The following is a 19,276-nucleotide window of genomic DNA, read 5'->3' as shown; positions in this document are numbered from 1 at the left end:
GGGCGGGGTCAGAGGGGGATGTTGCCGTGCCGGCGCTCCGGCATCGGGGCGCGTTTGCCGCGCAGCGCCCGCAGGGCACGGCAGATCTGCGGGCGGGTGTCGCGCGGGGCGATCACGGCGTCGACGTAGCCGCGCTCGGCGGCGAGATAGGGGGTGCCGTGCGTGCTCTCGTACGCGGCGACGAGGCGGGCGCGCAACGCGTCCGGGTCGGCGGCGGCGGCGAGTTCCCGCCGGTGCAGGACGCCGACGGCGCCCTCGGCGCCCATGACCGCGATCCGGGCCGTGGGCCAGGCGAGGTTGAGGTCGGCGCCCAGATGCTTGGAGCCCATCACCGCGTACCCGCCGCCGTAGGCCTTGCGCACCACCACGGTGACCTTCGGGACGGTCGCCTCGGCGTACGCGTACAGCAGTTTGGCGCCGCGCCGGATGATCCCGGCCTGCTCCTGGCGGACGCCGGAGAGATAGCCGGGGACGTCGGCGAAGGTCAGCACCGGGATGCCGAACGCGTCGCAGAACCGCACGAAACGCGCGGCCTTCTCGGAGGCGTCGATGTCGAGGACCCCGGCGCGGTGCAGCGGCTGGTTGGCGACGACGCCGACGGGCGAGCCCTCGACGAGGGCCAGCGCGCAGATGATGTTGGGCGCGAACAGCTCCTGGATCTCCAGCAGTTCGCCGTTGTCGACCACCGCCCGCAGGATGTCGCGCATGTCGTAGGCCTGCCCGAGCCGGTCCGGCACGACCCCGTCGAGCCGCGCGCCGTCGGCCGCGTCGCCCGGCGCGTACCGCGGGGGCGGCTCCAGGTTGTTGGCGGGCAGGTACGACAGCAGGTCGCGGACGGTGTCCAGCGCGTCGACCTCGTCGGCGGCGAGGAAGTGGGCGTTGCCGTTGACGGTGTTGCTGGCCCGGGCGCCGCCCAGCTCCTCGGCGCTGGTGCGTTCGCCGGTGACCGCCTCGATGACGTCGGGTCCGGTGACGAACATGTGCGAGGCGCCGTCCACCATCACGGTGAAGTCGGTGATGGCCGGCGAGTACGCGGCCCCGCCGGCGCACGGCCCGAGGACGACCGAGATCTGCGGGATCACACCGGACGCCTTGACGTTGCGGCGCACCAGCTCGGCGTAGAGGGCGAGCGAGGCGACGCCCTCCTGGATGCGGGCGCCGCCGCCGTCGTTGAGCCCGACGACCGGACAGCCGGTCTTCAGGGCGAGGTCCATCAGGGCGATCGTCTTCTCACCGAACGCCTCGCCCATGCTGCCGCCGAACACCGTGGAGTCCTGGGCGAACACACAGACCGGACGTCCGTCGACCGTGCCGTAGCCGGTGACCACCCCGTCGCCGTACGGCCCACGGGAGCCGTCCCCGGTGGGCCGGCCCCGGACGAACAGGCCGGTCTCGGTGAACGAGCCCACGTCCAGCAGCAGGTTGATCCGCTCGCGGGCACCGTACTCCCCGCGTCGTCGCGGGCCGCCCGGAGCCTCCGCCCGGGCCCGTCGGCTCTCCAGACCGGCGAGGCGTCCGGCGGTGCCGTCGGGCACACGCGTCACTGTCTCGCGTATGTGGGACGTTGTCGCCTCTGGCGTCACAGCCACCTCCGAAAAGTGGCTCTGAATATGGCAGCGGACAGGGGGAGGACCGGGCGGATCACCTTTCTGTGTGCGGGAGATGAGTCTCCTGAGGACCGTCTTCGTCCCTGGGTGACAACAGACCGCCGGTCGGTGTGCCCGCACACGGGTGGTGAGAGGGGGTGGTGAAGGAGCGGAGGGCGCGCGGTGCCCACCTTGTGCGCTTCCGGAGGGCGACCTTGTGTGCTCCCTGTGCGGTTCGGAAGAGTGAACGTTCGTCAACAACCAGCCTTCCGGCCCGGCGCGGGTTCCATCACCGCGCCGGGCCGACCCCCCACAGGAGGACGCGAGTTGAAGCACCGACGCATACCCGGGCGGCGGGCGGTCATGACGGGTGCGGGTGTCGCCGCGCTCGTCGCGGCGGGAGTCACCTTCCAGACCGCGAACGCCAGCGAGCCCGCGAAGACCCCGCAGCCCGCCACCCTCTCGGCCCTCGCGGCCGGGAAGCTCGCCTCGACGCTCGGCGAGGACCTCGGCGCCGACGCGGCGGGCACGTACTACGAGGCCAAGAGCAGGAGCCTCGTGGTGAACGTCCTCGACGCGGCCGCCGCGAAGACCGCCGAGGCGGCCGGCGCGAAGGCCAGAATCGTCGAGAACTCCCTCGCCGAACTGACCGGCGCCCATACGACGTTGAAGGCGGACGCGACCATCCCGGGCACCGCCTGGGTGACCGACCCGACCACCAACAAGGTCGTCGTCACCGCCGACCGCACCGTCTCCGACGCCGAGTGGACCAAGCTCACCAAGGTTGTCGGCGGACTCGGCAAGGTGGCCGAACTCCAGCGCACCAAGGGGGAGTTCAAGCCCCTCATCGCCGGCGGTGACACCATCGAGGGGTCCGGCGGGACCTGCTCGCTCGGCTTCAACGTGGTCAAGGGCGGCGCGCCGTACTTCCTGACCGCCGGGCACTGCACCGACGCCATCTCCACCTGGTCGGACTCCGCCGGCACCGAGATCGGCGTCAACGAGACCTCCAGCTTCCCGGGCGACGACTACGGCCTGGTGAAGTACACCGCCGACGTCGACCACCCGAGCGAGGTGAACCTCTACAACGGCTCGGCCCAGCGGATCACCGGCGCCACCGAGGCCACCGTCGGCATGAAGGTCACCCGCAGCGGCACGACCACCCGGGTCCACTCGGGCACGGTCACCGGTCTGGACGCCACGGTGAACTACGGCAACGGCGACATCGTCAACGGTCTCATCCAGACCGACGTCTGCGCCGAGCCCGGCGACAGCGGCGGCTCCCTCTTCTCGGGCGGCAGCGCCGTCGGCCTGACCTCGGGCGGCAGCGGCGACTGCGCCTCCGGCGGGGAGACGTTCTTCCAGCCGGTGACAGAGGCACTGTCGGCGACGGGCACCCGGATCGGCTGACGCACGGCTCACGGAGGTCCCGCCCCGCGCGCGAGGGGCGGGACCTCACGCGTGTTTCCGCAGGTGAGAGGCGCCCGGACGACTGGCGGGCGGCCGACGGGCGGCGAGCGGGCGACTGTGAGGCAGTCGTCGTACAGATGTTCGAGATTTGGTCTATGGTGGGGGTGGGGGAGCTGGGAACAGATGTTCGAGAGTGTGGGCGTGAGTACAGGAGGTGCGTGTGCCAGGGTTCACGCATCTGCACACCGTCTCCGGGTTCTCCCTGCGCTACGGCGCCTCGCACCCGGACCGGCTGGCCGAGCGCGCCGCGGAGCGGGGCATGGACGCCCTCGCCCTCACCGACCGCGACACCCTCGCCGGCACGGTCCGCTTCGCCAAGGCCTGCGCGCGGGCCGGCGTGCGCCCGCTGTTCGGGGTGGACCTGGCGGTCGCCGGGCCCGTCCGCCAGGAGAGTGACGTACGGCGGGACCGGCGCCGCACGCCCGCGCGCGGCGGCGCCTTCGTCGACGAGTCGGCCCCCCGCGTCACCTTCCTCGCCCGCGACGGCGCCCGGGGCTGGGCCGACCTGTGCCGGATCGTCACCGTCGCCCACGCCGCCGCCGGCACCCCGTCGCTGCCCTGGGCCGGCAACCACGGCGACGGCCTGACCGTCCTGCTCGGCCCCGACTCCGACGTCGGCCGCGCGCTCGCCGCGGGCCGTCCGGACCGGGCCGCGAAGCTCCTCGCCCCCTGGCGGGAGACGTACGGCGACGCCCTGCGCCTGGAGGCCGTCTGGCACGGGCGCTCCGGCACCGGACCCGGTTCCCTGCGGCTGGCCGCCCGCACCGTCGGCTTCGCCGCCGAACAGCGGATCCGGCCCGTCCTCAGCAACGCCGTCCGGTACGCCGACCCCGGCCAGGGCCCGGTCGTGGACGTCCTGGACGCCGCCCGCCGGCTCGTCCCCATCGACCCGACCAGGGAACCGGACTCGGGCGAGGCCTGGCTCAAGGGTGCGGACGCCATGCTCGGGGCGGCGGAGCGGATCGTGGAGGCCGCGGGCTTCCGCCGGGACACCGCCCACCGCCTGCTGGAGCGGACCCGGGCGACGGCCGCCGAGTGCCTGGTCGACCCCGAGGACGACCTCGGCATGGGCGCCGTCCACTTCCCCGAGCCGCACCTCGTCGGCGCGGACCGCCGCACCGCCCAGCGGACACTGGCCTCGCGGGCGGCGGCGGGGATGGTGCGGCGGGGATACCACCGCTCTCCTGAGGCGGTGCTCTACTGGGAGCGGATGCACCACGAGCTGGACATCATCGCCCACCACGGCTTCGCCTCCTACTTCCTGACGGTCGCTCAGATCGTCGACGATGTACGGGACCTGGGCATCCGGGTCGCCGCACGCGGCTCCGGCGCCGGCTCCCTCGTCAACCATCTCCTCGGCATCGCCCACGCCGACCCCGTCGAGCACGGGCTGCTGATGGAGCGCTTCCTGTCCAAGGAGCGGGTCGTGCTGCCCGACATCGACATCGACGTGGAGTCCGCGCGCCGCCTGGAGGTCTACCGCGCGATCATCGGCCGGTTCGGCACCGAGCGGGTCGCGACGGTGGCGATGCCGGAGACGTACCGGGTCCGCCACGCGATCCGGGACGTGGGCGCGGCCCTGTCCATGGACCCCGCCGAGATCGACCGCGTCGCCAAGTCCTTCCCGCACATCCGGGCCCGGGACGCCCGCGCGGCCCTGGCGGAACTGCCCGAACTCAAGGCGCTCGCCGGGGAGTTCCAACGGGAGGGGGAGAAGTACGGACGGTTCTGGACGCTGGTCGAGGCCCTCGACGCCCTCCCGCGCGGAGTCGCCATGCACCCGTGCGGAGTGCTCCTCTCCGACGCCTCCCTCCTCTCCCGTACGCCGGTCGTGCCGACCAGCGGTGAGGGGTTCCCCATGGCGCAGTTCGACAAGGACGACGTCGAGGATCTCGGGCTGCTCAAACTGGACGTGCTGGGTGTGCGGATGCAGTCGGCGATGGCGCACGCGGTGGCGGAGGTGGAGCGGGCGACGGGGGAGCGGATCGACCTGGACGCGGTCGAGGGCGGCGACCCGGCGACGTACCGGCTCATCCGGTCCACCGAGACGCTGGGCTGCTTCCAGATCGAGTCGCCGGGACAGCGGGACCTGGTGGGGCGGTTGCAGCCGGCCGCCTTCCACGACCTGGTCGTCGACATCTCGCTGTTTAGGCCCGGCCCGGTCGCCGCCGACATGGTGCGGCCGTTCATCGAGGCACGGCACGGGCGGGCGCCGATCCGCTATCCGCACCCGGACCTGGAAGAGGCGCTGCGGGACACCTACGGGGTCGTCGTCTTCCACGAGCAGATCATCGACATCGTCGCCGTCATGGCCGGCTGCGGGCGCGGCGAGGCGGACCGGGTGCGGCGCGGGCTGTCCGATCCGGAGTCGCAGGGGCGGATCAAGGTGTGGTTCGCGGAGCGCGCGGCGGCGAACGGGTACGGGGCGGAGACGATCCGGCGGACCTGGGAGATCGTCGAGGCCTTCGGTTCCTACGGCTTCTGCAAGGCGCACGCGGTCGCCTTCGCCGTCCCGACGTACCAGTCGGCGTGGCTGAAGGCGCACCACCCGGCCGCCTTCTACGCCGGGCTGCTCACGCACGACCCCGGGATGTACCCGAAGCGGCTGCTGCTGGCGGACGCGCGGCGGCGCGGGGTGCCGATCCTGCCGCTGGACGTGAACCGGTCGGCGGTCGCCCATCGTATCGAACTGGTGTCCGAACCTGTTGGTTCCGGCGGGTGTTGGGGGCTTCGGCTGGCCCTCTCCGACGTGCACGGCATCAGCGAGGCCGAGGCGGCGCGGATCGCGGACGGGCAGCCGTACGCCTCGCTGCTGGACTTCTGGGAGCGGGGGCGGCCGAGCCGTCCGCTGGCCGGGCGGCTGGCCCAGGTAGGGGCATTGGACTCCTTCGGTGCCAACCGCCGTGACCTGCAACTGCACTTGACCGAGCTGCACCGGGGCGCGCGAGGTGCGGGCGGCGGTCAACTCCCCTTGTCCGGCGGGCGCGAGACGGCTCCGGCCGGGCTTCCCGACCTGTCCTCGGCGGAGCGGCTCAGTGCCGAGCTGGGGGTGCTGTCCATGGACGCCTCGCGCAATCTGATGGACGACCACCGCGCGTTCCTCGACGAGTTGGGCGTGGTGTCGGCGCGCCGGCTGCGGGACACCCGGCACGGGGAGACCGTGCTGGTCGCGGGCGCCAAGGCGGCCACCCAGACCCCGCCGATCCGGTCCGGCAAGCGGGTCATCTTCACCACCCTGGACGACGGCACCGGCCTCGTCGACCTCGCCTTCTTCGACGACTCCCACGACGCGTGCGCGCACACCGTCTTCCACTCCTGGCTGCTGCTGGTGCGCGGGGTGGTGCAGCGGCGCGGTCCGCGCAGCCTCAGCGTGGTGGGCGCCGCCGCCTGGAACCTCGCCGAACTCGTCGAACTGCGCGCCGAGGGCGGGCTGGACGAGGTGGCGGCGCGGCTGGCGGGGCCGGAACCGGGACTGGGGCCGGGCCGGGAACAGGAAGAACGGGACGGCGACCCGACGGACGGGCGTCGTATCCGGCTGCCGACCGGATACGAACTGCATCCGTGGGCCGATCTGCGCCCGGCGGGCGAAGACCCCGCGAGGGTACGGAAGTTGTGGCACCAGAGCCCGGGGAGTGCGGGATGACCATCCTCTGCGTACGTTTCCAGTTGCCGCCGACGCCGACGCCGACGCCGACGCCGACACCGACACCGACGAACGAGGCCGTCCTGCCGGCGCTGCTCGGGCTGCTGGAGGAGTTCACGCCGGTCGTCGAGGCGTTGCCGCCGGACGGGGCGCTGGCCGATCTGCGGGGCGCCGAACGGTACTTCGGGCGCAGCGCGGTCGAGTTGGCGTCGGTGATCCGGGTGCGGGCGCTCGCGCGGTACGGGGTCGACTGCGTGATCGGCGCCGGTCCCGGCCCGATGACGGCCCGCCTGGCGCTGCGGGGTGCCCGGCCCGGGGTGACCTGCGCGGTCCCCGAGGGCGAGAGCGAGGTGCGGGAGTTCCTCGCCGGGCAGCCCGTCACCGCGCTGCGCGGTGTCGGTACGGCGACCGCCCGCACCCTGTGCGAGTACGGCCTCGACACCCTCGGCCGGGTCGCCGCCGCACCCCTGTCCACGCTCCAGCGCCTGATCGGCGCGAAGACGGCCCGCGACCTGCACGAGAAGGCGAACGGCATCGACCGAGGCCGGGTCCTCCCGAACACGGTCTCCCGCTCCTTGGCCGCCGAACGCCCCTTCCCCCTCGACGAGTTGGACCCGGACCGGCACCGCCGAGCCCTCCTCTCGGCCGCCGAGGAACTGGGCACCCGGCTGCGCGCCGTGGAGAAGGTCTGCCGCACCCTCACCCTCACCGTCCGCTACGCCGGCCTCCCCCCCGCTCGAACAGGCTCGAGCGGGGGGACCCCCATCTCCACCACCCGCAGCCGCACCCTCGAGGAGCCGACCGCACACTCCGCCGCCCTGACGAGGACCGCGTACGGCCTGTACGAGGCGCTCGGCCTCCAGCGCGCCCGGGTCCGCGCGCTCGCCCTGCGCGCGGAGGCCCTCACCCCCGCCGAGCAGGCCTCCCACCAGCTCACCTTCGACCCCGTCGACGAGAAGGTCCGCCGCGTCGAGGAGGCGGCCGACCGGGTACGGGCGAAGTTCGGACCGGAGTCGGTGAAACCGGGAACGCTGGCGGCGTAGGCCTCGGTCGGGCTGTCGCCGACTACCACTGGAAGTTTTTACCGACGCGTAACTTCACACTTCAGCTACTCAACCGTAACTTGACGAGTGAACAGCATCCTCGTGATCCGGATCACAGGGCGTAAGGCCATCGCACCTCCCTTGAGCCGCAAGGAGATCACACGATGCTGCCCTGGAAGCGCGTGCTCGGACCGCTCGCCGCACTGCTGCTGGCCGCCGCGGCCGTCACCGTCCCCGCGACCGCCGCCCACGCCGACCCGACCCCCGCCTCCGCCTTCACCGCGACCGCCCCTTCGAGCGGTTGGAACGACTACGACTGCAAGCCCTCCGCCGCCCACCCCCGCCCCGTCGTCCTCGTGCCCGGCACCTTCGGGAACTCGGTCGACAACTGGCTGGCCCTCGCCCCCTACCTGACGGTCCGCGGATACTGCGTCTTCTCCGTCGACTACGGCCGACTGCCGGGCGTCCCGCTCTTCGACGGCCTCGGCCCCGTCGACAGGTCGGCCGGGCAGCTCTCCGTCTTCGTCGACAAGGTGCTCGCCGCGACCGGCGCCGCCAAGGCCGACCTCGTCGGCCACTCGCAGGGCGGCATGATGCCGCGTCACTACCTGAAGTTCCTCGGCGGAGCCGCCAAGGTGAACGCGCTCGTCGGCCTCGCCCCCAGCAACCACGGCACCACGCTCGGCGGACTCGCCAACCTGCTGCCCTACTTCCCGGGCGCGCAGGACCACCTCTCGGCCGCCACCCCCGGCCTCGCCGACCAGATCGCCGGCTCGGCCTTCCTCACCAGGCTCAACGCGGGCGGCGACACCGTCGCCGGCGTCCACTACACGGTCATCGCCACCAAGTACGACGAGGTGGTCACGCCGTGGCGCAGCCAGTACCTCAGCGGCTCCGACGTGCGCAACGTCCTGCTCCAGGACCTGTGCCCGCTGGACCTCTCCGAGCACGTGGCGATCGGACTGTTCGACCGGATCGCCTACCACGAGGTGGCAGGCGCACTCGACCCGGCCCACGCCACCCGCACCACCTGCGCGTCCGCCCTGAGCTGACCCGCAGCCCGCCCCGGGTAGCGTTCCCGGCATGACGAGTGAGGAGATCAGGCCTGCCACGGCGGCCGACGTGGCGGCGGTGAAGGCCGTCACGAACGCGGCGTACACGCACTACATCGAGCGCATCGGGTGCGTGCCGCCGCCCATGGAGGCGGACCACGCGGCGAACGTGGCCGCGGGGAAGGTGTACGTCACCGGCGATCCGGTCGCCGGCGCGGTGGTCGGCCTGGTGGTGGTCGAGGCGTTCGCGGACCACCTGTTCCTCGACAGCATCGCCGTCCGCCCCGACGTCCACGGCAAGGGCGTCGGGCGGCGGCTGCTGCACTTCGTGGACGCACACGCGCGTGCGCTCGGCCTGTCCGAGGTCAGGCTCTGCACGAACGCGATGATGTGGGAGAACCAGGAGATCTACCCGGGGTACGGCTACGAGTTCGTGGAGCGGCGCATGGACGGACCGTACGACCGCCTCCACTACCGCAAGCGGCTGGACTGACGGCGTCCGCCAGCGGGCGGTGTCAGCCGTCCGGCCACCAGGTGCGGGCGATGTCCTTGCGCACCTCGGGGCGGCCGGCGGGCCGTTCGTCGACCTCGTCGCGGATCCGGCGGGAGTCCGTCTTCTTCAGGGGCTTCTGCACGGTCGTGCGGCGCATGGCTGCCTCCTTCAGGGCCACCGAGTTCCGCGTTCTCACGGAGGTAGACCCTTTCCGGGAGAGTTCCTCATCGCCCGCGATCTGTCAGTGGCGGGTGTCACGATTCGAGTGTCAGTGGTGGGTGTCACTCTTGGGCGCATGACGAAAAAGCGTGATGAACCGACTCCGCCGGGTGTCGACTGGGACGCGGCGGCGCCCGCTTTCGACGACGAGCCGGACCACGGCCTGCGCGACCCCGAGGTGCGCACGGCCTGGGCCCGGCGGTTACGGGGCTGGCTGCCGGAGCGCGGCTGCGACGTCCTCGACCTCGGCTGCGGCACCGGCAGCCTGTCGCTCCTCGCCGCCGAACAGGGGCACCGGGTGACGGGGGTCGACCTGTCCCCGGCCATGATCGACCTGGCCCGCGCCAAACTCGCCGGACGTGACGCGGTGTTCCTCCTCGGTGACGCGGCGGCGCCCCCGGTCGGCGAGCGGCGCTTCGACGCCCTGCTCGTACGGCACGTGCTGTGGACCCTGCCCGACCCCGCCCGCGTCCTGCGGCACTGGCGCGGCCTGCTGCGCCCCGGAGGCCGGCTCGTGCTGGTCGAGGGCGTGTGGGGGACCGTCACCCCGGTCGGCATACCGGCGGACCGGCTCACCGGCCTGCTGGCCCCGCTCGCCGGGAACACACGCGTGGAGAGGTTGTCCGACGACGCGCGGCTGTGGGGCGGGGAGGTGGACGACGAGCGGTACGCGGTGGTGGCGACGATGTGAGCGGCCCCCTACGCCCCTACGCCAGCAGCGACTCCAGGCCGCCCTCGACGGACGCGAACACCTCCAGTTCGCCGAGGGCGGCCATCGCGGCCCCGGCGGCTGCCGGGTCGCGCTCCCGCAGCCCGCTCTCCTCGAACTCGTCCTCGTCCAGTCGTCGGACGTCCGTCCCGTCGGCGGAGCGCCACAGGTCCAGGTCGAGGTCCTCGACGACGAGTTCGGCGCCGGACAGGGCGGCCGGGCGGGTGACGTCGCAGTACCAGCCCTTCAGGGCGCCCGCCCGGTCGCGGACCTCCTTCACCGCGTACCAGCGGTCGCGCCAGTAGTACTCCGTGAAGACGTCACCCGCCTCGAACCGTACGAAGCCGAAGTCGCGTACGCCGTCGCCGGCCCAGGGCGCGCGGACGGCGATGCGTGTGCCGTCGTCCGAGAGCAGTTCGGCCGCGTACCGGATCTTCGTCCGGCCCGCTTTGACCAGGACGACGTCCACCGGACGCACCGGCTCAGCCGAGTTCGCGGACATGCCGCACCTCCGTCGCGTGGATCTCGTACCCGAACCACTTGTTGATGGCGAGCATCGGCGCGTTGCCCGTGTACGCCTCCGTGTACCCCGTGGCACGGGCGCGGTGCAGGGAGGCGTTCTTGACGAGCTTGGCCAGGCCCCGGCCGCGGTGGGTGCGGGCGGTGCCGGTCATGTGAGCGCACGCTACGGGCGGGAGCCGCCCCTCTGCCTCTCATTTACGCCCCGCACTCATGCCCCTCGTTCGCGGTGGGTGCGGGACAATCGGCCCGTGACCTTGAAGATCCACATCGATGAGAGCGCCGCGCCGTACGAGCAGGTGCGGGCGCAGATCGCCGGGCAGGCCCGGTCGGGAGCGCTGCCGGTCGGCTACCGGCTGCCGACGGTGCGCGGACTGGCCGAGTCGCTCGGCCTCGCCGCGAACACCGTCGCCAAGGCGTACCGGGCGCTGGAGGCGGACGGGGTGATCGAGACCCGGGGGCGCAACGGCACGTTCGTCGCCGAGGCGGGTACGGCGGCGGAGCGCGAGGCGGCCGGCGCGGCGCAGGCGTACGCCGAGCGGGTACGGCGGCTGGGGCTCACCGAGGAGCAGGCGACGGCGGCCGTGCGGGATGCCCTGCGGGCGGCCTACCAGGGCTGATCACGGCATGCCCGCAGGGCCCGCATGCCGTGATCAGCCGCGTGCCGCGAGCGCGCGAGGGGTGCGGGTCACCGTCAGGCCCGCCCGCTCCGCCGTCCTGCCGAACAGCGCCGCGTCCCCGACCGCCGCGCCGCCCGGGTCGTTGTTGAAGTACGCGTACACGTCACCGCCGCCCCGGTCCCCGTCCGGCCAGGTCGTCGCGACGCGGTCGACCCAGGTCTCCAGGGCGCGCCGGCCGTAGCGCGGCCACGGCTGGGCGCGGCCCTCGTGGAAGCGGACGTAGCCCCAGTCGGCGGTCCGCCACAGCGGGGTGGCCGGGCGGGAGCCGACGTCCGTCCAGCACAGGGCCGCACCCCGCGCCTCCAGCACCCCGCGCACCGTCGGCGTCCACCACGACGCGTGGCGCGGTTCGACGGCCACCCGGGCGTCGGACGGGAAGCGGGACAGACAGGCGTCCAGCAGCCCGGCGTCGGCGCGCAGGGTCGGCGGGAGTTGGAGGAGGACCGGGCCGAGGCGGGCGCCGAGGCCGGCCGCGTGGGTCATCAGGCGGTGCACCGGCTCCTCGGGGTCCCGCAGCCGCTTGATGTGGGTCAGATACCGGCTCGCCTTGACCGCGGCCACGAAGTCCGGCGGGACACGCCCGGCCCAGGACGCGAAGTTCTCCCGCGACGGCAGCCGGTAGAAGGCGTTGTTGATCTCGACGGTGGCGAACTGCTCCGCGTACTCCTCCAGCCACCGCCGCACGGGCATGTCGGCCGGGTACAGGACGCCCCTCCAGTCCTTGTACTGCCAGCCGGACGTGCCGACGTACAGCGTCATACCTCCATCAAAACACCTGATGCCGCCACCGAGACGCCTACAGGTACAGCCCCGCGTCCGACCGCCCCCGGGGCTCCGGGAGCGAGGTCGGGGAGGTGCCCCGGCGCAGCGCGTACAGCTCGGCCAGCGTCGCGCCCTCGCGGCCGACGGCTTCCTCCCCGCCGACGGCGTCCTCCCTGCCCAGCCAGTCCACGGCCTCCCGCTGGGTCAGCGGGCCGACCTCGATGCGGGCCAGGCAGCGGCCGGGGCGGACGACGGCGGGGTGCAGGCGCTCCAGGTCCTCGTTGGTCGTGACGCCCACCAGGACGTTGCGGCCCTGGCCGAGGAGGCCGTCGGTGAGGTTCAGCAGCCGGGACAGGGCCTGGCCCGCCGTGTGCTTGGCCTCGCCGCGGATCAGCTCGTCGCAGTCCTCCAGGAGCAGCAGCCGCCAGCGGCCCTTGCCGGTGGCGTCCTCCTCGCCGATCGCGATGTCCATCAGATAGCCGACGTCGGAGAAGAGCCGCTCGGGGTCCAGGACGCAGTCCACCTGGCACCACTCCCGCCAGGACCGGGCCAGCGTGCGCAGCGCCGACGTCTTGCCGGTGCCGGGCGGGCCGTGCAGCAGGAGCAGCCGGCCCGCGATGTCGTCGGGGGTCGTCCCCATCAGGCGGTCCATCGCCTGGGCGACCGGGGCCGTGTAGTTGGCGCGCACCTCGTCCCAGGTGCCCGCGGAGATCTGGCGGGTGGTGCGGTGCGGGCCGCGCCGCGGGGAGACGTACCAGAACCCCATGGTCACGTTCTCCGGCTGGGGTTCGGGCTCGTCGGCCGCGCCGTCGGTGGCCTCGTCGAGGACCTTCGCGGCCAGTTCGGCGGTGGTCGCGGTGACCGTGACGTCGGCGCCGTGGTTCCAGCGGGAGATCAGCAGCGTCCAGCCGTCCCCCTCGGCGAGCGTGGCGCTGCGGTCGTCGTCGCGGGCGACGCGCAGCACGCGGGCCTGCGGTGGCAGCAGGGTCGCGCCGGAGCGTACGCGGTCGATGTTCGCGGCGTGCGAGTACGGCTGCTCGCCCGTCGCGAAGCGGCCGAGGAACAGCGCGTCGACGACGTCGGACGGGGAGTCGGAGTCGTCGACGTTGAGCCGGATCGGCAGAGCGTCCTGTGGCTGGGCAGACATGCGGCCATGATCGGGCACACGGGCCCCGTCTGCACCCGGTTTCCGCAGTACGCGTGGTGTGCCCGGAGTCTTCGGTGTGTCGGGTGTGCCGGGTGCGGCTGACGGGCCGGGACGGTCGTGAGTGGTGGCCCCGACGGGCTCCGGTTCTGCGGCGCGTTCCGCCTGGGCGGTCCGGGCCAGGGTGAGCCCGTGCCGGGGACCGGGATACCGTCGGCCGCGAACTGTGACACATCCCCCCGGGAGTGTCACAGTTCTGGAACTCGTACCCACCCCCCTGCGGATCAGCCAGCAGCACCGGGCTCCGCCGGGGCCACCCCTCTCACACCGGCCGCTGGAGTCGCCGCGCCCGCCGGACCACCGCGTACCCCTTCGTCAGCGCCCGGTCCCGGGCGAACGTACGGCCGATCGCCCGGCCGTCGAGCAGCCGCTCGAACTCGGCGGCGTCCGTGGTACGCCGTACCGTCACCCGCCGCAGGGCGTACGGCCCCTGGGCGCGGCGGGCGAGGGAGTTGCCCACGGCGAGCGCCTGCGCGAAGCCGTGTCCGCGCACCGCCGCGCGCACCCGGCGGCTGGAGTAGCCGTACGGGTAGGCGAACGACGCGGGCGGGCCGCCCAGTTCGTCGGCGACGATCTCCCGGCAGCGGGTCAGCTCGGCGCGCAGCCGGACGTCGTCGAGCTGGTCGAGCTGCGGGTGGGTGTGGCTGTGTCCGCCGATCTCGACGCCCCCGTCCGCCAGTTGGCGTACCTGACCCCAGTCCAGCATGGTGTCCAGGCCGCCGCCGGTGTCGTAGGCACCCCGGATCCAGCCGGTGGAGACGAACAGGGTGGCCGGGAAGCCGTGTTTCGACAGGGCGGGGAGGGCGTGCCGGTGGACGCCCTCGTAGCCGTCGTCGAAGGTGATCAGCACCGGGCGGTCCGGCAGCGGCCGGCCGGTGCGCCAGCGGGCCGCCAGGTCGGCGGTGGTGAGCGGGGTCAGGCCCCGGTCCGCGATCACCGCCAGGTGCCCGGCGAACGCCTCGGGCGTGACCGACAGGGCGCGGGTGGCGTCGCTCGGGGCGGCGGCGACCGCGTGGTACATGAGGATCGGTACGCGCTCCGGCGTCATGCGGCACGCTCCACGTCGTCCGGGGAGATCGGCACCACGGCGAACGTCGTCCCCGCCCGCCGCGCCCGCAGACTGCCGACCGCGTACCCGCCGGCCGCCGTCAGCACCCCGGCGACGATCGCGCCCGCCCGCCGGGCGCCGCCGGGCCGGGCCAGCAGTTGGTCGCGCAGTCCGCGCAGCACACCGGCCGGCAACACCCGCGTGGCGTACCGGCGTTCGGTCTCCAGCCCCTTGTCGGCGCCGACGCTGCGGGCGACGAGCGCCTTGGACAGCCCCTCGGCGTAGGTGCGCGTGCGGAAGTACCCGAAGTGCTCGCGCCCCTCGGGCACCTTGTGATGGATCACCGCACGGTCGTCCATCAGCAGGATCGCGTCGGGTCTCGCGCGGCTGAGCCGGATGCACAGATCCGTCTCCTCGCCGCCCATCGGGCGCTTGCTGCCGTCGCGTCCGATGCCGGTGGCGAAGCCGCCCACGAAGTCGAACGCGCTGCGCCGGAAGGAGGCGTTCCCGCCGAGGATGTTGCGCACCCGGACCCGGCCGGGCGGCAGACCCCGGTAGGAGCAGCCCACCACCCAGTCGAACTCCTCGGGGAACCAGTCGGGCCGCCGGCCGGACGACCAGACGGGCACCGCCCGGCCGCCCACGGCGAGCACCCGGGGATCGGAGTAGGGGTCGGCGAACCGGCGCAGCCAGTCCCGTTCGGCGACGGCGTCGTCGTCGAGGAACGCGACGACCTCGCCGCACGAGGCGGCGATGCCGGTGTTGCGGCCGGCCGACAGACCGCGCGGGCCCGCGTTGGGCAGCACCCGCACCTCGCCGGTCTCCCCGATCTCCTTGTACTCGCTTCTCAGCCGGTCCAGGAGGGTCGCGTTGTGGTCGACGACGACCAGCGTCTCCAGGGCCGGGTGGGTCTGCGCCCGCACCGAGGCGACCGCCGCGAGGATGTCCTCCCAGCGGTCCTCGGTGTACACGCAGATGACGACGGAGACGTCGATCGTGCTCAAGACACCTCTCCCCGGGCCGAGTCGAGCATCGGCGAGCGGCGCGCCAGCCGGCGCAGCGCCCGCCGGTTGGACCGCTCCCGGAGGATCACCCGCAGTACGCGCAGCCCGTCGCGGACGGCGCGCAGGTTGCTGACGCCGTGGATGCGCAGGTACTCGTGGCTGGGTATCTCCTGCACCTTCAGCCCCGCCTTGACGACCCGGATGTTGATCAGGGTCTCGATCTCGAAGCCGGTGCAGTCCAGTTCGATCTTGTCCAGGCAGTGTCGCCAGAACGCGTTGTAGCCGTAGCACAGGTCGGTGTAGCGGGCGCCGAACTTGCGGTTGACGATGGCGCACAGGACCCGGTTGCCGAGCCACCGGATGAAGGTCATGTCGTCGGTGCCGCCGCCGTTGGCGAAACGGGAGCCCTTGGCGAAGTCCGCGCCCGAGACGAGGGCGGAGACGTACGACACGATCTCGTTGCCGTCGGCCGAGCCGTCCGCGTCGACCATCACGATGATGTCGCCGCTGCACGCCTCGAAGCCGGTGATCAGGGCGTCGCCCTTGCCCCGGCCCCGCTGCGCGACGACCTTGACGCCGGGCCACAGGTCGCGCGCGACCTGGACGGTGTCGTCGGTGGAGTTGCCGTCGACCAGGACCACTTCGTGGATCCAGTCCGGCAGGGTCTTGAAGACGTACGGAAGGTTCTCGGCCTCGTTCATCGCCGGGATGACCACGCTCACCGGTGGCGCGATGGCCAGGTGAGAGGAGATGGGCCGGTACTTGCCGGCGGTCGACGGGCCTTGGAGATCCTGGAGATCCTCGCCCGAGGTCGCCGGTTGCAGAACAGAACTCATGAGTCTGGTCCCTCTCGTCCGGTGGGCCGCCCACCCCCGGGCAGCCCGGAATCCACGTCCGGTTCGAAAGGGGGGTTTCTCACCCATGGCGGAACGCTCTCCGCGCATACCGGGTGAGCTGGCAGAACTGACCGGCCACCGGCGAAAGACGGCAGCCGACCGCGCGGCACGACTCGGTCACAACATGCGGTCACCGAGCACGGCACCCCCCTACCGCGCCCCGCTCCGGATACCGCCGCGGTCCCTGAGCCCTCCCCTGGTGCCGCTTGCTGACGGTCCGTGCGAGTGAGATGTATGACGGTATTGATGATTAAGCCCGGATGGCAAGCCCTTGATGGCCCTCTCACCTTTTTGTTCGTTTGACCGTTACAGAATGGTGCGTCCCGTCGGGGACACGCGTGCGGTGTATGTGCACAAGTGTTCCAGAGTGGTGCCGCAGGGGCCGGGAAACGGCAAAACTTGGCATGGACACTTCCCGTCAACGCGGGTCATTGCTACGAAAGTTGTGGCAGAGATCCTGCTAAAGGAGGTTCCATGAGACGTTTCCGACTTGTCGTCATCGTCAGCTCAGTCCTCCTCGCCGTCAGCGCCGCCCTCACCGGGGCGGCTTCGGCGCAAGGGTCCCAACTCGCCGCCGGCGGCGGCTATGTGGCGCTCGGCGACTCCTACTCGTCCGGTGTCGGCGCGGGCGGCTACATCAGCTCCAGCGGCGACTGCAAGCGCAGCACCAAGGCGTACCCGTACCTCTGGAACGCCGCCCACGCCCCCGCCTCGTTCACTTTCGCCGCTTGCTCGGGCGCTCGAACGGGTGATGTTCTGGCGGGTCAGCTCGGCGGCCTGAACTCCACCACCGGCCTGGTCTCCCTCACCGTCGGCGGCAACGACGCCGGCTTCGCCGACGTCATGACGACCTGTGTCACCGGCTCCGACAGCTCCTGCCTGAACCGCATCAACACCGCCAGGGCCTACGTCGACTCGACGCTCCCCGGCAAACTCGACACCGTCTACTCGACGATCCGCTCCAAGGCGCCGAACGCCCGCGTCGTCGTCATCGGCTACCCCCGCTTCTACCGGCTGCGCACGGTCTGCCTGGGCCTGTCGGAGGCCAAGCGCTCCGCCATCAACAACGCGGCCGACTACCTCGACGCGGCGACCGCCAAGCGCGCCGCCGCCCACGGCTTCGTCTTCGGCGACGTCCGCACCCCGTTCACCGGCCACGAGATCTGCTCCGGCAGCTCCTGGCTGCACAGCCTCAACCTGCTGAACATCGGCGAGTCCTACCACCCGACCGCAGCCGGTCAGTCGGGCGGCTACCTGCCGGTCCTGAACAGCGCGGCCTGAGCCGTCACTCGGACGGCGAGGAGGAGGGGGAGGGGGAGGTCCCGTCCGTCGGGGCCTCCGTCTCGCAGGTGACCGAGAAAGGCACCTTGTCGGACGTCGCCTTGACCGGCTCCCGCACCTCGACGCCGATCGCGTTCTGGTACGTCCCGCTCTCCGCGTACGTCGACACGATCACCTTGTCCTGCTGGGACTTGCCGCCGCCCGACGGGAAGTCGAGCGTCTTCCAGGTCTGCCCGGACAGCTCGCCCTCCTTCGACACCCAGCGGTAGGACACCGTCGCGGGCAACTGCCCCACGGTGATCGTCGCCGTGAAGGCGGGCGCGTCGGCGTCCGACGGCGGACAGGAACCGGAGTAGTCCGTGTTCGCGCCGGCGACGGTGACCTCGACGGTCTGCGGCGGGGCCTCCGAGGAGGCGCTCTCGCTCGGACTCGGACTCGGCGACTCGCTGGACTCCTCGCTGCTCGTCTCCGGCCGCGTCGCCGGTGAACTCGCGAGGTCCGTACCGCTGTTGGTGACCCCACCGGTGGCCTTGCCGCCGCTGCCGTTGTCCCGGTTCAGCAGCCCGTACGTCAGCCCGGCGACCGCCAGCGCGAGCACCGCCACACCGGCGACCAGGGCCACCCCGGCGCGCCGGTTGCGTCGCGGCTCGGCCGAGGAGGCCGTCGCCGGGGCCGCCGTCCAGGGCTGGGGCGGGGTCGGCGAGGACGGCTCGTGACGGAACGGCTCGGCGGGGGTCACGGCCGTCGGCGGATAGGGCGTGTACGGCGACTGCGGCGTCGTAGGGGCGGTTCCCTCGTACGGGTCGCCGCCCGCCGCCACGATCCGCAGGTCACGCTCGGCCGTGTCGGCGGGCAGCCGGTCGGCCGGGTCCTTGCGCAGCAGCCCCTCGATCACGGGCGCGAGCGGCCCGGCCCGGTGCGGCGGCGGCAGTTCCTCGTCGACGATCGCGCGCAGGGTGCTCAGCGGAGTGTCGTACCGGAAGGGGGAGTTGCCCTCGACCGCCGCGTACAGCAGCACGCCCAGCGACCACAGGTCCGACTCGGGCCCCGGCGTACGCCCCAGCGCGCGTTCCGGCGCGAGGAACTCGGGGGAGCCGATGACCTCGCCGGTCATGGTCAGCGCGGACGTGCCCTCGACGGTCGCGATGCCGAAGTCGGTGAGCACCACCCGGCCGTCGTTCGACAGCAGCACGTTCGCCGGTTTGACGTCCCGGTGCAGCACCCCGGCCTCGTGCGCGGCCCGCAGCGCGGCCAGCACCTCGGCCCCGATGTGCGCGGCCCGCGCCGGTTCCAGCGGTCCCTCGGAGTCCAGCAGCTCGGCGAGGGAGATCCCCCGCACGATCTCCATGACGATCCAGGGCCGCCCGTCCTGCGTGGCCACGTCGTACACCGTGACGACGTTCCGGTTCGCGACCCGGGCCGCGGCCCAGGCCTCGCGCTCCAGCCGGGCGTACAGCCGCTCGACGTCGGAGGCCGACAGCCCGTGCGGGGCGCGGACCTCCTTGACGGCGACCTCGCGGTGCAGCACCTCGTCGAGAGCCCGCCACACCGTCCCCATGCCGCCCTCGCCGAGCGGGGTCAGCAGGCGGTAGCGGCCCGCGATCAGACGTTCACTGCCCTCTTCGGACACCGCGACCCCATTCCGCTCTTCGTATCCGGGCGAAAAC

17 protein-coding genes and 1 pseudogene are annotated in these 19,276 nt (G+C 72.6%); 8 read left to right on the top strand and 10 right to left on the bottom strand.

Features of this window, described 5'->3' with window-relative positions:
* Positions 1-8: 8 nt before the first annotated feature.
* Positions 9-1,535, bottom strand: coding sequence for an acyl-CoA carboxylase subunit beta (locus OG352_RS09055; RefSeq protein ID WP_443072189.1), 1,527 nt, complete (start codon positions 1,533-1,535; stop codon positions 9-11).
* 378 nt (positions 1,536-1,913) lie between these two features.
* Between OG352_RS09055 and OG352_RS09050 the strand changes: the two genes are divergently transcribed.
* The 5 genes from OG352_RS09050 (at position 1,914) to OG352_RS09030 (ending at position 9,287) form a co-directional block, all read left to right on the top strand.
* Positions 1,914-2,996: a S1 family peptidase gene (locus OG352_RS09050; protein WP_329215870.1), complete on the top strand. Its 1,083-nt coding sequence runs from the start codon at positions 1,914-1,916 to the stop codon at positions 2,994-2,996.
* A gap of 220 nt (positions 2,997-3,216) precedes the next feature.
* Positions 3,217-6,699, top strand: a complete 3,483-nt coding sequence (locus OG352_RS09045; protein ID WP_329215869.1) for a DNA polymerase III subunit alpha — start codon at positions 3,217-3,219, stop codon at positions 6,697-6,699.
* On the top strand, positions 6,696-7,742 hold the full coding sequence (locus OG352_RS09040; RefSeq protein ID WP_329215868.1) for a DNA polymerase Y family protein: 1,047 nt from the start codon (positions 6,696-6,698) through the stop codon (positions 7,740-7,742). Before OG352_RS09045 ends, OG352_RS09040 begins: the two co-directional genes overlap by 4 nt.
* A 164-nt stretch (positions 7,743-7,906) precedes the next feature.
* Positions 7,907-8,794, top strand: coding sequence for an esterase/lipase family protein (locus OG352_RS09035; protein ID WP_329215867.1), 888 nt, complete (start codon positions 7,907-7,909; stop codon positions 8,792-8,794).
* A 31-nt stretch (positions 8,795-8,825) separates the two neighbouring features.
* Positions 8,826-9,287 (top strand): GNAT family N-acetyltransferase, encoded by a 462-nt coding sequence (locus OG352_RS09030; protein WP_329215866.1) that lies wholly within the window; start codon positions 8,826-8,828, stop codon positions 9,285-9,287.
* Positions 9,288-9,309: 22 nt separating this feature from the next.
* On the opposite strand, the gene OG352_RS09025 is transcribed toward OG352_RS09030, so the two are convergent.
* Entirely contained in the window at positions 9,310-9,444 is a 135-nt protein-coding gene (locus OG352_RS09025; RefSeq protein ID WP_020128204.1) for a hypothetical protein, read from the bottom strand.
* Positions 9,445-9,582: 138 nt separating this feature from the next.
* Here OG352_RS09025 and OG352_RS09020 point away from each other — a divergent pair, with 138 nt between their 5' ends.
* Positions 9,583-10,197 carry a class I SAM-dependent methyltransferase gene (locus tag OG352_RS09020; RefSeq protein WP_329215865.1) on the top strand — a complete coding sequence of 205 codons (615 nt, stop codon included), beginning with the start codon at positions 9,583-9,585 and terminating at the stop codon, positions 10,195-10,197.
* A gap of 16 nt (positions 10,198-10,213) precedes the next feature.
* On the opposite strand, the gene OG352_RS09015 is transcribed toward OG352_RS09020, so the two are convergent.
* On the bottom strand, positions 10,214-10,717 hold the full coding sequence (locus OG352_RS09015; RefSeq protein WP_329215864.1) for a DUF402 domain-containing protein: 504 nt from the start codon (positions 10,715-10,717) through the stop codon (positions 10,214-10,216).
* Positions 10,698-10,889: pseudogene (locus OG352_RS09010) on the bottom strand (GNAT family N-acetyltransferase); the annotation flags it as partial. The gene OG352_RS09015 and the pseudogene OG352_RS09010, both read right to left, overlap by 20 nt.
* A 96-nt stretch (positions 10,890-10,985) precedes the next feature.
* Here OG352_RS09010 and OG352_RS09005 point away from each other — a divergent pair.
* Positions 10,986-11,354, top strand: coding sequence for a GntR family transcriptional regulator (locus OG352_RS09005; protein WP_329215863.1), 369 nt, complete (start codon positions 10,986-10,988; stop codon positions 11,352-11,354).
* Between the two features lie 33 nt (positions 11,355-11,387).
* On the opposite strand, the gene OG352_RS09000 is transcribed toward OG352_RS09005, so the two are convergent.
* From OG352_RS09000 to OG352_RS08980, 5 genes are all read right to left on the bottom strand, one after another.
* The gene (locus tag OG352_RS09000) at positions 11,388-12,173 is read right to left on the bottom strand and encodes a DUF72 domain-containing protein (RefSeq protein ID WP_329215862.1); all 786 of its coding nucleotides are present in this window, start codon (positions 12,171-12,173) and stop codon (positions 11,388-11,390) included.
* Between the two features lie 37 nt (positions 12,174-12,210).
* The gene (locus OG352_RS08995; protein WP_329215861.1) at positions 12,211-13,323 is read right to left on the bottom strand and encodes a DUF5925 domain-containing protein; all 1,113 of its coding nucleotides are present in this window, start codon (positions 13,321-13,323) and stop codon (positions 12,211-12,213) included.
* Positions 13,324-13,642: 319 nt separating this feature from the next.
* Positions 13,643-14,428 carry a polysaccharide deacetylase family protein gene (locus OG352_RS08990; protein ID WP_329215860.1) on the bottom strand — a complete coding sequence of 262 codons (786 nt, stop codon included), beginning with the start codon at positions 14,426-14,428 and terminating at the stop codon, positions 13,643-13,645.
* Entirely contained in the window at positions 14,425-15,432 is a 1,008-nt protein-coding gene (locus OG352_RS08985) for a glycosyltransferase family 2 protein (protein WP_329215859.1), read from the bottom strand. The genes OG352_RS08990 and OG352_RS08985 overlap by 4 nt, the downstream gene beginning before the upstream one ends.
* Positions 15,429-16,268: a glycosyltransferase family 2 protein gene (locus tag OG352_RS08980; RefSeq protein WP_329215858.1), complete on the bottom strand. Its 840-nt coding sequence runs from the start codon at positions 16,266-16,268 to the stop codon at positions 15,429-15,431. The genes OG352_RS08985 and OG352_RS08980 overlap by 4 nt, the downstream gene beginning before the upstream one ends.
* A gap of 534 nt (positions 16,269-16,802) precedes the next feature.
* Here OG352_RS08980 and OG352_RS08975 point away from each other — a divergent pair.
* Positions 16,803-17,609: an SGNH/GDSL hydrolase family protein gene (locus OG352_RS08975; RefSeq protein ID WP_329215857.1), complete on the top strand. Its 807-nt coding sequence runs from the start codon at positions 16,803-16,805 to the stop codon at positions 17,607-17,609.
* Between the two features lie 4 nt (positions 17,610-17,613).
* Here OG352_RS08975 and OG352_RS08970 read toward each other — a convergent pair whose 3' ends face one another.
* A complete protein-coding gene (locus OG352_RS08970) occupies positions 17,614-19,239 on the bottom strand; it encodes a serine/threonine-protein kinase (RefSeq protein ID WP_329215856.1) in 1,626 nt (541 codons plus the stop codon).
* Positions 19,240-19,276 lie beyond the last annotated feature (37 nt).

This window comes from Streptomyces sp. NBC_01485 (assembly GCF_036227125.1).
In the GTDB taxonomy this organism is placed as follows: domain Bacteria; phylum Actinomycetota; class Actinomycetes; order Streptomycetales; family Streptomycetaceae; genus Streptomyces.
Note: the sequence above shows the minus strand (reverse complement) of the source record. Positions and strands in the feature narration are given on the sequence as shown.

Coding starts and splice junctions, on each gene's coding strand:
- OG352_RS09025 (WP_020128204.1), bottom strand. CDS start 9,444: ATGCGCCGCACGACCGTGCAGAAGCCCCTGAAGAAGACGGACTCCCGC.
- OG352_RS08975 (WP_329215857.1), top strand. CDS start 16,803: ATGAGACGTTTCCGACTTGTCGTCATCGTCAGCTCAGTCCTCCTCGCC.
- OG352_RS08990 (WP_329215860.1), bottom strand. CDS start 14,428: ATGACGCCGGAGCGCGTACCGATCCTCATGTACCACGCGGTCGCCGCC.
- OG352_RS09000 (WP_329215862.1), bottom strand. CDS start 12,173: ATGACGCTGTACGTCGGCACGTCCGGCTGGCAGTACAAGGACTGGAGG.
- OG352_RS09035 (WP_329215867.1), top strand. CDS start 7,907: ATGCTGCCCTGGAAGCGCGTGCTCGGACCGCTCGCCGCACTGCTGCTG.
- OG352_RS08980 (WP_329215858.1), bottom strand. CDS start 16,268: ATGAGTTCTGTTCTGCAACCGGCGACCTCGGGCGAGGATCTCCAGGAT.
- OG352_RS09015 (WP_329215864.1), bottom strand. CDS start 10,717: ATGTCCGCGAACTCGGCTGAGCCGGTGCGTCCGGTGGACGTCGTCCTG.
- OG352_RS09040 (WP_329215868.1), top strand. CDS start 6,696: ATGACCATCCTCTGCGTACGTTTCCAGTTGCCGCCGACGCCGACGCCG.
- OG352_RS09020 (WP_329215865.1), top strand. CDS start 9,583: ATGACGAAAAAGCGTGATGAACCGACTCCGCCGGGTGTCGACTGGGAC.
- OG352_RS09030 (WP_329215866.1), top strand. CDS start 8,826: ATGACGAGTGAGGAGATCAGGCCTGCCACGGCGGCCGACGTGGCGGCG.
- OG352_RS08995 (WP_329215861.1), bottom strand. CDS start 13,323: ATGTCTGCCCAGCCACAGGACGCTCTGCCGATCCGGCTCAACGTCGAC.